12 protein-coding genes are annotated in these 13,191 nt (G+C 63.5%); 8 read left to right on the top strand and 4 right to left on the bottom strand.

Going from position 1 to position 13,191, the window contains the following annotated elements; genetic code table 11:
* Positions 1-63 precede the first annotated feature (63 nt).
* Entirely contained in the window at positions 64-3,270 is a 3,207-nt protein-coding gene (locus tag EYW45_RS09230; RefSeq protein ID WP_161135063.1) for an Rne/Rng family ribonuclease, read from the bottom strand.
* 606 nt (positions 3,271-3,876) lie between these two features.
* On the opposite strand from EYW45_RS09230, the gene EYW45_RS09235 reads away from it, so the two are divergent.
* The 4 genes from EYW45_RS09235 (at position 3,877) to msrQ (ending at position 7,371) form a co-directional block, all read left to right on the top strand.
* The gene (locus EYW45_RS09235) at positions 3,877-4,842 is read left to right on the top strand and encodes an RluA family pseudouridine synthase (protein ID WP_202444643.1); all 966 of its coding nucleotides are present in this window, start codon (positions 3,877-3,879) and stop codon (positions 4,840-4,842) included.
* Positions 4,843-4,844: 2 nt separating this feature from the next.
* A complete protein-coding gene (locus EYW45_RS09240) occupies positions 4,845-5,519 on the top strand; it encodes an HAD-IA family hydrolase (RefSeq protein ID WP_161135064.1) in 675 nt (224 codons plus the stop codon).
* Between the two features lie 174 nt (positions 5,520-5,693).
* Positions 5,694-6,665: a protein-methionine-sulfoxide reductase catalytic subunit MsrP gene (msrP, locus tag EYW45_RS09245; protein WP_161135065.1), complete on the top strand. Its 972-nt coding sequence runs from the start codon at positions 5,694-5,696 to the stop codon at positions 6,663-6,665.
* A gap of 22 nt (positions 6,666-6,687) precedes the next feature.
* A complete protein-coding gene (gene msrQ, locus EYW45_RS09250) occupies positions 6,688-7,371 on the top strand; it encodes a protein-methionine-sulfoxide reductase heme-binding subunit MsrQ (RefSeq protein WP_328703607.1) in 684 nt (227 codons plus the stop codon).
* A gap of 138 nt (positions 7,372-7,509) precedes the next feature.
* On the opposite strand, the gene EYW45_RS09255 is transcribed toward msrQ, so the two are convergent.
* From EYW45_RS09255 to EYW45_RS09265, 3 genes are read right to left on the bottom strand one after another with little or no spacing between them, the layout of a single operon-like run.
* A complete protein-coding gene (locus EYW45_RS09255) occupies positions 7,510-8,457 on the bottom strand; it encodes an N-acetylmuramoyl-L-alanine amidase (RefSeq protein WP_161135066.1) in 948 nt (315 codons plus the stop codon).
* Entirely contained in the window at positions 8,454-9,173 is a 720-nt protein-coding gene (locus EYW45_RS09260; protein ID WP_161135067.1) for an SAM-dependent methyltransferase, read from the bottom strand. Before EYW45_RS09260 ends, EYW45_RS09255 begins: the two co-directional genes overlap by 4 nt.
* A complete protein-coding gene (locus EYW45_RS09265; protein ID WP_161135068.1) occupies positions 9,170-9,799 on the bottom strand; it encodes a Maf family nucleotide pyrophosphatase in 630 nt (209 codons plus the stop codon). The genes EYW45_RS09260 and EYW45_RS09265 overlap by 4 nt, the downstream gene beginning before the upstream one ends.
* 400 nt (positions 9,800-10,199) lie before the next feature.
* Between EYW45_RS09265 and EYW45_RS09270 the strand changes: the two genes are divergently transcribed.
* The 4 genes from EYW45_RS09270 to EYW45_RS09285 all read left to right on the top strand — a co-directional run bounded on the left by EYW45_RS09270 (position 10,200) and on the right by EYW45_RS09285 (position 13,169).
* On the top strand, positions 10,200-10,796 hold the full coding sequence (locus tag EYW45_RS09270; RefSeq protein ID WP_161135069.1) for a YceD family protein: 597 nt from the start codon (positions 10,200-10,202) through the stop codon (positions 10,794-10,796).
* 51 nt (positions 10,797-10,847) lie between these two features.
* Positions 10,848-11,030, top strand: coding sequence for a 50S ribosomal protein L32 (gene rpmF, locus EYW45_RS09275; RefSeq protein WP_161135070.1), 183 nt, complete (start codon positions 10,848-10,850; stop codon positions 11,028-11,030).
* A gap of 71 nt (positions 11,031-11,101) precedes the next feature.
* Entirely contained in the window at positions 11,102-12,172 is a 1,071-nt protein-coding gene (plsX, locus tag EYW45_RS09280; RefSeq protein ID WP_161135071.1) for a phosphate acyltransferase PlsX, read from the top strand.
* A 10-nt stretch (positions 12,173-12,182) separates the two neighbouring features.
* Positions 12,183-13,169: a beta-ketoacyl-ACP synthase III gene (locus EYW45_RS09285; RefSeq protein ID WP_161135072.1), complete on the top strand. Its 987-nt coding sequence runs from the start codon at positions 12,183-12,185 to the stop codon at positions 13,167-13,169.
* Positions 13,170-13,191: the final 22 nt, after the last annotated feature.

The following is a 13,191-nucleotide window of genomic DNA, read 5'->3' on the forward strand; positions in this document are numbered from 1 at the left end:
TGTCGCGGTTTTCGGAACTTGCGCGACCTGAAGCGCTCAGGTCGCGCAGGCGGTATCGAAGGCTTACTGCGTTTCGACCTGCTGCAGGGGCTTGTCGGCGACCGGCGTCACGGCTTTGCGCTCGCGACCCAGGCGCACCACCGGCTGTGCGTCTGCCATGCGCTGTTGCGCTTGGGCAAAACGTTCCGGATTGGTCTCCACCCAGTTCAGGCCCTGCTTGGACACCACGTCGTTCAACGTTTCGCGCGAGGCAACGGGCGCGGGAGCGGCCGTTTTCACGCGGATGTCCGTCGAGGCGGGAGCGGTGTTCGCTTGAGCGGCGGGTTGCGCCACGGCCGGAGCAGCGGGGGCCACAGGGGCTGCAACGGGTGCCGAAGCGGCCGGTGCCGAAGCGACCGGCGCCGGAGCGACCGGCGCCGGAGCGGCAGCCGGGGCAGCGGGGTCAGCGACCGGGGCCGTCGTTGCGGAAGCGGCGACAGGCGCCGGGGCAACCACGGGCACGACGGGCGCAGCTTCTGCTTCAACGGGCGCAGGCTTGGCAGCCGGCGTCACGTCTTCAGCAGCTACAGCAGGCGCCGTGGGCACGGGTACTTCTTCAGCCGACGGGATCGCAGCCACTTCCGAGGCGACGGGGTGCGTCGGCTCGGCGGTGGTTTGAACCGGGGCTGCGGCAGCAGCGACCTGCACCGGGGCGGCCGGGGCAGTTGCGGGTGCCGGGGTTGCCGTTTGCGCAGGAATCGCGTCGTCGTAAGGCGTGACGGGATCGGCTGCCGGTGCGGGGTGGGCCACGCCGGTCAACGCGTTTTGCGCGTCGTCGGCCAAAGCGTCGTCACCTTGATCGGCACCGTCGGCCGAACCGTTCACACCATCTTCCGAAGCACGACGGCCACGACGGCTGCGGCGACGGCGGCGCTTGCGTTCCGGATCCAGGCCGGCATCGCCGTCCCGGTCGTCAGCGTTCAGCAGATCGTTGTCGGCTTGAGCGTCGGCATCCAGCGTGTCGGCTTGCGTATCGGCGATCGGGCGCGGATTGTCGACCTTGGGCGGCAGGGCGTCATTGACGGTTTGCGCCAGGGCGGCAACCATGCTTTCCTGATCGTTCATCGGCGCGTCGAGCTGGGCATCTTCGCGACGGCCACGGCCACGGCCGCGGCGATTGCGACCTCGGCCTTGCGGTGCGTCGTCGCCGGCTTCGCCGGACACGGGCGCGGCCGGGCGGCCAGGCTTGGCGGCTTGCGCATCGCGCTCACCCGCATCGCGAGCGGCGAGATCGCGTTCGGGGCGGCCGGCCGACTCGCTACGGGGACGATCGGTGCGCTCGCCATCGGCGCGGCGACCGCCGCGCACATTGTGACGGGCGCCGTCACCGGAACCGTTGGCAGCCTCGGGGGCGCCATCGCGGCCTTGGCCGTTACGGCGGCCACCGCGCTTGCGCTCGGAGCCATGGCGTTCGCCACGCGGCTCTTGGCCATCATGCGATTTGGCGCGCGCCGGGCGCTTGCCGGCCGCGGTGGCGACATCGGCGGAGACGGGCTTGGCCGGGGTCGACGGCTCGCCGGAGATCCAGCTCACCAGCTTCTTGAAGAGACCACCCAGGCCGGCGGCCGGCGCGGCTGCCGCAGCAGGTGCTGCGGGCGCCGGCTGTGCCGGAGCCGAAACGGGTGCCGGTTGCGAGGGCGTGATGCCTTTGACCAGGGCTTGCGGACGCTGCGAAGCTTCATGCTCCTTGGGCGACCACTCTTCGACCGTGGGGGGGGCTTCGGCCAGATCGAAACTCACTTTCAGTTCTTCGAGGCGCGGATCGTCGTGACGCAGGCGTTCGATGTGGTGATGCGGCGTTTCGAGGTGCTTGTTGGGGATGAGGATCAGGTTGACCTTCAGGCGCGCTTCGATCTTGGCGATGTCGCTACGCTTTTCGTTCAACAGGAACGTCGCCACATCCACCGGCACTTGAGCGTGGATGGCAGCGGTGTTTTCCTTCATCGCTTCTTCTTGCAGCAGACGCAGGATCTGCAGCGCGCTCGACTCGGCATCGCGGATCACGCCGGTGCCGTTGCAACGCGGGCAAGTGATGTGCGAGCCTTCGTTCAGGGCCGGACGCAGGCGCTGACGCGACAGTTCCATCAGGCCGAAGCGCGAAATCTTGCCCATTTGAACGCGGGCGCGATCGACATGCAGCGCATCGCGCAGGCGTTGTTCGACCGAACGCTGGTTCTTGCTGTCTTCCATGTCGATGAAATCGATCACGATCAGACCGCCCAGATCGCGCAAACGCAATTGGCGCGCGACTTCGTCGGCGGCTTCCTGGTTCGTGCGGACAGCCGTTTCTTCGATATCCGAGCCGCGCGTGGAGCGGGCCGAGTTGACGTCGACGGCAACCAGCGCTTCGGTGTGGTCGATGACCACCGAGCCCCCCGAGGGCAGTTGCACCGTGCGGGAGTAGGCCGTTTCGATCTGGTGTTCGATCTGGAAACGCGAGAAGAGCGGCGTATCGTCGCGGTAGCGCTTCACACGCTGCACGTGATCAGGCATCACCACGCTCATGAAGGCCGTGGCCTGCTGCGTGATTTCGTCCGTATCGATCAGGATTTCGCCGATATCCGACGAGAAGTAGTCGCGGATGGCGCGGATGACCAGCGTCGATTCCTGATAAATCAGGACCGGCGCTTCATGCGTCTTGGAGGCTTCGTCGATGGCCGTCCAGAGCTGCATCAGGTAGGACATGTCCCACTGCAGTTCCTCGACCGAGCGGCCGATGCCCGCAGTGCGCGCGATGATGCTCATGCCCGTGGGCACATTGAGCTGTTCCATCGTTTCGCGCAGTTCCTGGCGATCCTCGCCTTCGACGCGGCGCGATACGCCACCGCCACGAGGATTGTTGGGCATCAGAACCAGATAGCGGCCGGCCAGCGAGATGAACGTGGTGAGGGCTGCGCCCTTGTTGCCGCGTTCTTCTTTTTCGACCTGGACGATGAGTTCCTGGCCTTCGCGCAGGGCGTCCTGGATACGGGCAGTGCGAACATCCACGCCTTCTTTGAAGTACGTGCGGGCCACTTCCTTGAACGGCAAAAAGCCGTGGCGATCTTCGCCGTAGTTCACGAAGCAGGCTTCGAGGCCCGGTTCGATACGTGTGATCACGCCTTTGGAGATATTGCCCTTGCGTTGTTCACGCCCGGCAGTCTCGATGTCGAGGTCGATGAGTTTTTGACCGTCGACAATCGCAACGCGCAGTTCTTCCTGGTGCGTTGCATTGAACAGCATGCGCTTCATGAGTGAGTTCTCCGTTGTCATGACGCGCCGATATCGGCGCGTGACCCCGGGTCACCCGTTTGGGCGGATTGAAGCAGGCAAGAAGCGGACCGTTCCCGGGTTCGTAGCCGGGCGTGTCCGCTGATTCAGGCGGGCACGACGTGCCGGTCGGCACGCGGTTCGGTCAGCAGGGGAGTCTGAGTCACGGATTGTGGTCGACCATAAAAAATGCTGTGAGAACGACAGCCGCGGCGGCAATGACGATGCCTCGCGCGGCTGGTGCTTTAAGTCTGGTGCATAGAAACTATGCGGCAATCTTGCTGATGCTATCAACCCTGTGCGGGAGGCGGCGCGTCGCCCGAACCGCCGGCAAATGGTGCCAGCCAGTGTTCGTCGAGGCGCGCGTACACACGCTAACGGGTAACCCAAAGGCTGAAATCGGCAGGCGGTACAATAAGTGCTCCGCGCGCCAGACGGAGTTGCGATCATTGCAAAGGATCTTGCTGTATCTGGGAGTTGACGGCGCAAAGGGCGCTTCGAAAACTCCAGGATTCTGCCGGATCGTGCAAGGTACGCACCTCGACATCAGGCGGCTTGTTTCAGCCTTGTGAAGGCTGGCCCGATTATATGCCGCTTTCAGTGATGCGCAAAGAAACTTCCGTCCCCAATACTTCCCCTGCTGTCCGCATGATCGAGATCGGTCCTGAAGAGGCCGGCCAACGCCTGGATAACTTTCTTGTTCGCGAATGCAAGGGCGTGCCAAAAAGCCATTTGTATAAAGCGATTCGGGGCGGCCAGGTGCGCATCAACAAGGGCCGCACCGCCGTCGACTACCGGCTGGCGGAGGGCGACGTGGTGCGCATTCCGCCGTTGCGCTTGCCTGCGCCGGGCACGCCGCGCAAGGTGCCCGGCGCGGTATTTCCCACCGTTTACGAAGACGATGCCATGCTGGTGATCGACAAGCCCGCCGGCACGGCCGTGCACGGAGGCAGCGGCGTCGCGTTCGGCGTCATCGAGCAGATGCGGGCCGCGCGTCCCGACGCCAAGTTCCTCGAGCTCGTGCACCGGCTCGACCGGGAAACCTCGGGGCTGCTCATGATCGCCAAGAAGCGCAATGCCCTGGTCGCCCTGCACGACATGTTGCGCGAAGGCCGGAGCCAAAAGCATTATTACGCGCTGGTGTGCGGCGATTGGCAGAACGACCGCCAGCATATTCGCCTGCCATTGCTCAAATGGACCACGCAGAGCGGCGAGCGCCGCGTCAAGGTGGATGAAAGCGGCAAGGCAGCACACACGATCATCACCCTCAAGCAACGTCTGGGCCGTTACAGTTTGGTCGACGCCGAATTGCGCACGGGGCGCACGCACCAGATTCGCGTGCACCTGGCGTCCAGCGGCTTTCCCATCGTCGGCGACGACAAATACGGTGATGACGCTGTGCGGGACGCCTTTGCACGGCAGGGTTTTAGCCGTATGTTTCTGCATGCCCACTCGCTGGCGCTGGCCCACCCCCTTACCGGCGAGCCGCTGAACCTGGCCGCGCCGCTGCCGGCGGCGTGCCTGTCCGTCCTACAAAAACTGGAGTCGCTGTAATCATGCCGTATTCGTTGGTGATATTCGATTGGGACGGCACGCTGATGGATTCGACGCACAGCATCGTCGCCGCCATCCAGGGCGCATGCCGCGACCTGGATCTGCCGGTGCCCTCCAATGACAGCGCCAGTTGGGTCATCGGCCTGTCGCTCGAGGCGGCATTGCGAAGCGCCGTGCCGGAACTGCGTGACGATCAACTCCCCGAGTTCCTGAACCGCTACCGCATTCATTATTTGCTGCGCGACCCCGAGTTGCGCCTTTTCGACGGCGTGATGGAGTTGCTGGCCACGCTCTCGGGCATGGGCACCAAGCTCGCCGTGGCGACCGGCAAGAGCCGGGTCGGACTGGATCGCGCGCTGGCGGCAACGGCCTTGCGACCGGTGTTCGACGCCACCCGTTGTGCCGACGAAACGTTCAGCAAGCCCCATCCGGGCATGCTGTTCGAATTGATGGAGGTGCTGGATGTGCCGCCCGAGGACGTCATCATGATCGGCGATACCTCGCACGATCTGCGCATGGCCACCAATGCCGGCGTGCATGGGTTGGCCGTGACCTACGGCGCCCACGCGCGCGCCGAATTGGCATCCTGCGCACCCCAGGCGATCGTCAATAACGTAGCCGAGCTGCGTGAATGGCTCGTGCCGCGCGTCGCCGGTCGCACGGTATCGGCAGGCTGACGGCCGAGGGCGATTACGCCACGCATTGTGTTGCGTGCCGCCATCACGATGTTTCCATTGGCGTCTCGCGCCCGAAGAACTCTTTCCAGCCAGGACGGTCATACGGCATCATGCTTTGGCTAGAACCGTAATTACAGCGCAGGCAGCAAGGCGTGCGCGACTGGGAGATGGACCGTGCTGATCAAGAAACCGGGCGATGTCCTGCCGTCAGAAATAACGTCGGAAGCCGTGTGGCACGCGCGTCGCGAATGGATGCTGCGCATGGGTGCAGGGGCTGCGGCGGTCGGGGTGGGGGGATTGAGCGGGCGCCAGGCGTTCGCCGCCGATGGTCCCACGGGCGAGGTGCTGCAAGCCACCCCGAATCCCCAGTTTTCGGTGATGGAGAAGCAGACGCCGTTTTCGGACGTCACCTCCTACAACAACTACTACGAGTTTGGCCTGGACAAGGGTGACCCCGCGAAATACGCCGGCAAGCTCAAGACGCGCCCCTGGACGGTCAGTATCGAGGGCGAGGTCGGCAAACCCAGAACCTTCGATATCGATGAGTTGCTCAAGCTGGCCCCGATGGAGGAGCGCATCTATCGGCTGCGCTGTGTAGAGGGCTGGTCGATGGTCATCCCCTGGGTGGGCTATTCGCTGTCGGCGCTGCTCAAGCAGGTGGAACCCACGGGCAACGCGAAGTTCGTCGAGTTCGTGACCGCCGTGCAGCCCGATACGATGCCGGGGGTGCGATCCGGCGTATTGGGCTGGCCTTACGTGGAAGGCCTGCGCCTGGACGAAGCCATGCATCCGTTGACCTTGTTGGCGTTCGGTGTGTACGGTCGGGTGTTGCCCAATCAAAACGGCGCGCCGCTGCGCTTGATGGTGCCCTGGAAGTACGGGTTCAAGTCGGCCAAATCGCTCGTGAAGATTCGCCTGGTGTCCGAACAGCCCAAAACAGCCTGGATCAAGGCTGCCGCGCAAGAGTATGGGTTCTACGCCAACGTCAATCCCAATGTGCCTCATCCGCGTTGGAGTCAAGCCACCGAGCGCCGCATCGGCGAGGACGGCCTGTTCACACCAAAGCGTAAAACCTTGATGTTCAACGGCTATGGCGACCAGGTGGCGTCGCTCTATGCCGGCCTGGATTTGAAGCAAAACTACTGAGCGCACCGTGGCGGAAAAAATCGTGCGTTCCGACGTGTCGCGGCCTGATGGCGTTGCTCCGCGCGCCTCTGCCGCGGCCGCACGTCCGGCGTCGCCCAATTGGTCGGCAAAAACCATCAGCCGCTTCAAGCCACTGCTGTTTTTGTTGGGTCTTTATCCGGTCATGCGTTGGGTCTGGTTGGGGACCCACGACGGGCTCACTGCCAATCCTGTGGAATTCCTGACGCGGTCATCCGGCACCTGGGCCATCGTCTGCCTGATGGTGACACTGGCGATTACCCCTTTGCGCCGAATGCTCAAGCAGCCCGGTCTGGTGCGCTTGCGGCGGATGTGCGGGCTGTTTGCCTTTTTTTATGCCGCGTTGCATTTCGCGGCGTGGGTGTATTGGGACCGCGCGCTCGATCCCGGCCTGATGCTCCAGGACGTGTATGAGCGGCCCTTCATCACCGTGGGATTTGCCGCCTTCGTTCTGCTGTGCCTGCTGGCCGCGACGTCCACACAGGGGTGGATGAAACGATTGGGCAAGCGGTGGCAGAAACTGCACCGCGCCGTCTATCTGATCGGCGGGCTCGTCGTGCTGCATTACTGGTGGCACAAGGCCGGCAAGAACGACTTTTTCGAGCCCAGCATTTATGCCGGCATTCTGGCTGTGCTGCTGGGCTTTCGCGTGGTCGTGTGGTTGCGCAATCGCGCGGCAGCGCAATAGGGCGGCCACTGCGGTGGCCACTGAGGTGATCACTGAGGCGGCACCGCACGGCCGCACATGGTGCCGCACGGCGGTGCACCGTGGAGCGCCGCGGCGAACCCCGGCACGCCTCCTCACGCGCGTTTTACTGCCGCGCCCTTACTCCAGTGCCGACAAGATCGCAGCCGTTTCGATATCGGGCTGGCCGTCGTAGCGCGCCGGCCGATAGTGCATTTGAAACGCGGCCAACACATTGATCGTGGCTCGGTCGAGTTGGCCGTGCTGCGGTACGGCGTATCCCACGCGCGTAAGCTCGCGCTGAAACCAGAGTACGTCCGGCAAACCCGATTGCGCCAGATTGGCCGAGAACTGCGCCACCGTGTTGGTGTCGTACCAGCGGCCGATACCGGCCTGCGCGAGCTTCTGCCAGGGAAAAGCGGGGCCGGGGTCGGTCTTGCGTTGGGGTGAGGCATCGCTGTGCCCGATGATGTGCTGCGGTTTGACATCATGCCGGGCAGCGATCTCCCGAATCAGACGAATCAGCAAGGTCACCTGGGCATCCGAATAGGGCTGCCATTGGGTGCCGATCGGGCCCATGTTCACGATTTCGATACCGATGGAGCTCGTGTTCAGCCACGACTGGCCGTACCAGGAGCCATCGCCCGCATGCCAGGCATTGCGCGTCTCATCGACCAGCCGATAGACCTTCGGCGCCCGATCGTCGGTGATCAGGTAGTGCGAGCTCACTTGTCCTTGCGACAGCACTTTCAATGATCGCGCCGTATCGCCCGCCGTGTAGTGCAGCATGATGTACCGCACGCGGCTGTTCTGTCCCTGTGCGGTGATCGACGTATCCAGCGGCACTGTTTTCGGGGCGCTGGCGCAGCCGGCGAGCAGCGCTAGCGCGGCCAGGGCCAGTGCCGGCCGCACGGCGCGCGCGTGCCGGCGCCCGCTGGCCCAGCCAATTGCGCTCAAGGTGCCCAAGGTGCTTAAGGTGCTCAAGGTGCCCAAGGCGCCCCTCGTGGAGCCCGGGGCGGCCAACGCGCCCCTCGTGGCGCCCTTGATCGTCCGCCAGGTGAGGAAGGCAGATGTGTTGCCCGCGATCATGCCGGCTTTGCCAGATACAAAAACAATGTCGGCTGCTTGTCAAGATCAGGCGCGGGCGCCTTTTTCCACTCCGCTACGGTGCGGGTGGCCACGTATTCGAGATCGGTCGAGAGCGAGCGTGCCACGCACAGGCGCGTATCGCCACGCAGGGCGGCGAGCAGTGTGGTGAACATCGCGGCATTGCGATAGGGCGTCTCGATCAGCATCTGCGTTTGATTGCCGCGTGCGGAAAGCCCTTCCCACGTGCGCAACTGCTTGGCGCGTTCGGCAGCATCGATCGGCGCATAGCCGTGAAACGCAAAGCGTTGGCCATCCAGGCCGCTTGCCATGAGTCCCAGGAGGATGGAGGAGGGGCCCACGCAGGGCCGTACCGTTAGCCCAGCGCGGTGCGCTGCCGCCACCACACGCGCACCCGGATCGGCAACGGCTGGGCAACCGGCCTCCGACACCAGTCCGATGTCGCGGCCGGCCGAGAGCGGTGCGAGCCAATCTGCGATCTCGCGCTCATCCGTCTTCTCGGACAGCGTATGCACCGTGATTTCCTGTAGAGGGCGTACGGTGCCGATCTGCTTGAGAAAGGCGCGCGCGGTCTTGGCGTTTTCGGCGATATAGATTTCCAGGCGGCCGGCAAGCGTGCGCACATCGGCAGGCAACCAGCGATCGACTGGCGCCTCACCCAGGCTGACGGGAATGAGGTGAAGGTGGCCGGCGCTCACAACGGGGCCTTTGGCGTGCGTGCCAGCGGCTGCGCGGCAAACAGCAATGGATCCAGTCCAAAACGCGCCAGCATGCCCGTCAGCGCGATCAGCGGCAATCCGATGATGGCCGTAGGGTCATCGCTGGTCATGCCGCTCATGAGCGCGATCCCCAGGCCTTCGGCCTTGGCGCTGCCGGCCGTGTCGTAAGGCTGTTCTTTGTTGAGATAGGCCTCGATCGCCGCCTCGCTCAACTTGCGAAAGCGGCAGTGGGTCACGATATCGGCATGCTCGATCTGCTCGCCGTCCGTCACTGCCAGGGCGCTGTGAAAGTCTACCGTGCGCCCGGACATGCTGCGCAATTGTTCGCGGGCGCGCTCGAAATTGCCGGGTTTACCCAGCGGCGCACCGTCGATCGTGGCGACCTGATCCGAGCCGATGACAATCGCGCCGGGATAGCGTTTGGCCACCGTCTGCGCTTTCTCGATCGACAATCTGAGTGCCAGCGCATGCGGCGGTTCGCCCGAGTGTGGCGTTTCGTCCACATCTGGTGCCACGCTGGCGAAGGGGATGCCGAGGCGTCCAAGCATCTCTCTGCGATAGCGGGATGACGAGGCGAGAATGAGGCGGGGCGATTCGAGAGACATGCGTAGAAGTAGCCTGATCAAGTACGGAAGGAGGCGCGCGGGCGGCGATATCACGGAGCAGGGTCGCGTGGCGTTTGACGCTGCGCTTCGCTCCGAAGTATCATCTATCGTTTTCCGCGGCATTTTCGCATAAGTGTGAAAACACGACGTGCGAGAACATCGACCGCTCGCCTCATCGAGGCTGCGCTCGGGAAGGTAAAAAAGCTGAGGTAAGAAGGTTGAGGTGCGAAGCCGATGGGTTTTGCGCCAGGCCTTTGAATCGCGCCTTCCAGCCGCGCAACAGATTGCGTGAGCGTATCGCGTATACGAATGGGTTGGCCAGTTGGCTGGAGGTGGTTTGGCTGAAATGCTGACGACTCCGGCGGGCGGCTCGCTGTCATGCAACACACAAGGCAAATACATGGATGAAGGAAAGACGGGCCGCGGGTCGGGGCGAAAGTCCGGTGAACACGGCACGAGCATCGACGTCTTTGCTTTGGCGCGTGAGGGTACGCAGGTCGAGGGCACACTGCCCATCGTCCGTTTTTCCCGGGTGATCGAAGATCTTCCCGAGCAAGCGGGCGATGGCGGACAAGCCGTCTCGTGGTCGGCGAAAGGCAGCAAGGATAGCGCGGGTCAGTCGTTGCTGACGTTGCACATCCAGGCGCGCCCGCTGCTGATTTGCCAGCGCTGCCTGATGCCGTTCGTTTACCCGGTCGACACATCGGTCATGGTGCAATTGGTGCAGTCCGCCAATGAGCTCGATGCCGAGGATGTGGGTCTGGGCTTGCAATCCGACGATGAAGAGGAGCTCGAAGCGCCTGAAAAAATCGTCGGTTCGCATCGTTTCGATGTATTGGCTTTGGTCGAAGACGAATTGCTTTTGAGCATTCCGTTCGTACCCAAGCATGACGTGTGTCCGGATGCGCCGTTGGTGGAAACCGACGACGAACCCGAAGAAGCGGCGCCCAGAAAGTCGCCGTTTGCAGTGCTGGAAAACCTGAAGCAAAAACTTTGAGATCATTATCGGGCGCTTCGCGTACAATGCGCCCGGTTTCTAGGAGTCATCATGGCCGTTCAACAAAACAAGAAGTCCCCCTCCAAGCGCGGTATGCACCGCTCGCACGATTTTCTGGTCAATCCCCCGACGGCCATCGAGCCGACGACGGGCGAAGCCCATCTGCGTCACCACATCAGCCCCAACGGCGTGTATCGTGGCCGCAAGATCTTCAAGACCAAGGCCGACGAATAAGTCGCCTTGAAAGGGCGATCGTCTGTCCCGGCGTCGTGCTGGGCTGCCACTTCCGCTGATGCAGTAATGCCGTGATACGTATTGCGATTGATTGCATGGGCGGCGATGCTGGCTTGCCCGTCACCGTGCCCGCCGCGCTTGCATTCGCACGCCGCTTTCCCGATACCGCTTTGTTGCTGGTAGGGCGTGCGGCCGAGATCGAGCAGGCGCTTTCCCTCGAGAGCGACGTGCCGCGCGAGCGGATCGAAATCGTCTCCGCGACCGAGGTCGTGGAAATGGACGATTCGGTCGAGATCGCTTTGCGCCGCAAAAAAGACTCGTCCATGCGCCTTGCCGCTCAAGCGGTCAAGGATGGGCGCGCCGACGCCTGTGTGTCTGCAGGCAATACCGGCGCGTGGATGGCGATCTCGCGATATGTGCTCAAGACGCTGGACGGCATCGATCGTCCGGCAATCGCGACCTCGATCCCGAATCAACTCGGTCGGGCAACGACCGTGCTCGATCTGGGCGCGAATGTCGACTGTACGGCCGAGCACTTGCTGCAATTCGCCATCATGGGGTCGGCGTTGTCCCAGACGGTCGACCATCGTGAGCGGCCCAGTGTGGGGCTGCTCAACATTGGCGAAGAAGTCATCAAGGGCAACGAAGTCGTGAAGGAAGCCGCCGAGCTTCTGCGGGCCAGTCCCCTCAATTTTTACGGCAATGTCGAAGGCGACGATATCTTCAAAGGTACCGTCGACGTCGTCGTGTGCGACGGTTTCGTCGGCAATGTGGTGCTCAAGTCGGTCGAAGGGCTGGCCAAGATGTTGAGCAGCATCATCCGTGAAGAATTCAAGCGCAACCTGTTGACGCTCATCGCCGGCGCGATCGCCAGCCCCGTGCTCAACCGGCTGCGCAAGCGCGTCGATAATCGGCAGTACAACGGCGCAGCCTTGCTGGGCCTGCGCGGCGTGGTCATCAAGAGCCATGGCTCGGCCGACGCCTATGCATTCGGGTTTGCGCTGCAACGCGCACGCGAGGCCGTTGCCAGTAAACTGCTGGATCGCACAGCGCAAGCGGTGGCGCAACTGACGCGCAGCGTGCAGGTGCCGCCTGTCGTTCCGGCACTGCCGCCCGCCGTCGGCGACACCGTCTCGCCGTAACACCTACAACATGGATCGAACCATGACCTACGCTGTCATTGCGGGCTCGGGTAGTTTCTTGCCCGAACGTGTCGTCTCCAACGACGCGCTGGCGGCCGAACTGGCCGAGCGCGGCATCGAGACCTCCGATCAGTGGATCGTCGAGCGTACCGGTATCCGTCAACGCCACCTTGCCGAGCGCGGCGTCACAACCAGCGCATTGGCCACGCAGGCGGCGCGCCACGCGCTTGAAGATGCCGGCGTGACGGCGGCCGATGTCGACCTCATCATCGTCGCCACCTCCACTCCCGATTTTGTTTTCCCCAGCACGGCATGCCTGGTGCAGGCCGAAATCGGCGCCAAAGGCGCGGCCGCCTTCGACGTGCAAGCCGTGTGCAGCGGCTTTGTTTATGCGCTCACAACCGCCGACAGCTTCGTGCGTGCCGGCCGGTCGAAGTGCGCATTGGTCATCGGCGCCGAAGTGTTCTCCCGTATCCTGGATTGGAACGACCGCGGCACGTGTGTGTTGTTCGGCGACGGTGCGGGTGCCGTCGTGCTCAAGGCGTCGGACGAGCCTGGCATCATCGCCGCTCAACTGAACGCCGACGGCAGCCAGACGCATATTCTGTGTGCGGCGGGCAATGTGGCCTATGGCGAAGTGACGGGCGATCCGTTTCTGCGCATGGACGGCCAGGCCGTCTTCAAGCAGGCAGTGACCGTGTTGGACAAGTCGGCCCGCAAAGTATGCGAGGATGCCGGCATTGCCTTGTCCGATGTCGATTGGCTGATCCCGCATCAGGCCAATGTGCGCATTCTCAATTTCCTCGCCCGCAAGCTCGATATGCCGCTCGAACGGGTGATCGTCACGGTCGATACGCATGCCAATACGTCTGCGGCAAGCGTGCCGCTGGCGCTGGACGCGGCGCGCCGCGACGGTCGCGTCAAGGCCGGGCACACCGTGCTGTTGCAAGGTGTGGGCGGCGGTTTCACCTGGGGCTCCGTGCTCGCCAAGATGTAATGGCCGCGAGCGGCGCGTGATG

The organism is Schauerella aestuarii (assembly GCF_009866805.1).
GTDB classification, from domain to species: domain Bacteria; phylum Pseudomonadota; class Gammaproteobacteria; order Burkholderiales; family Burkholderiaceae_B; genus Schauerella; species Schauerella aestuarii.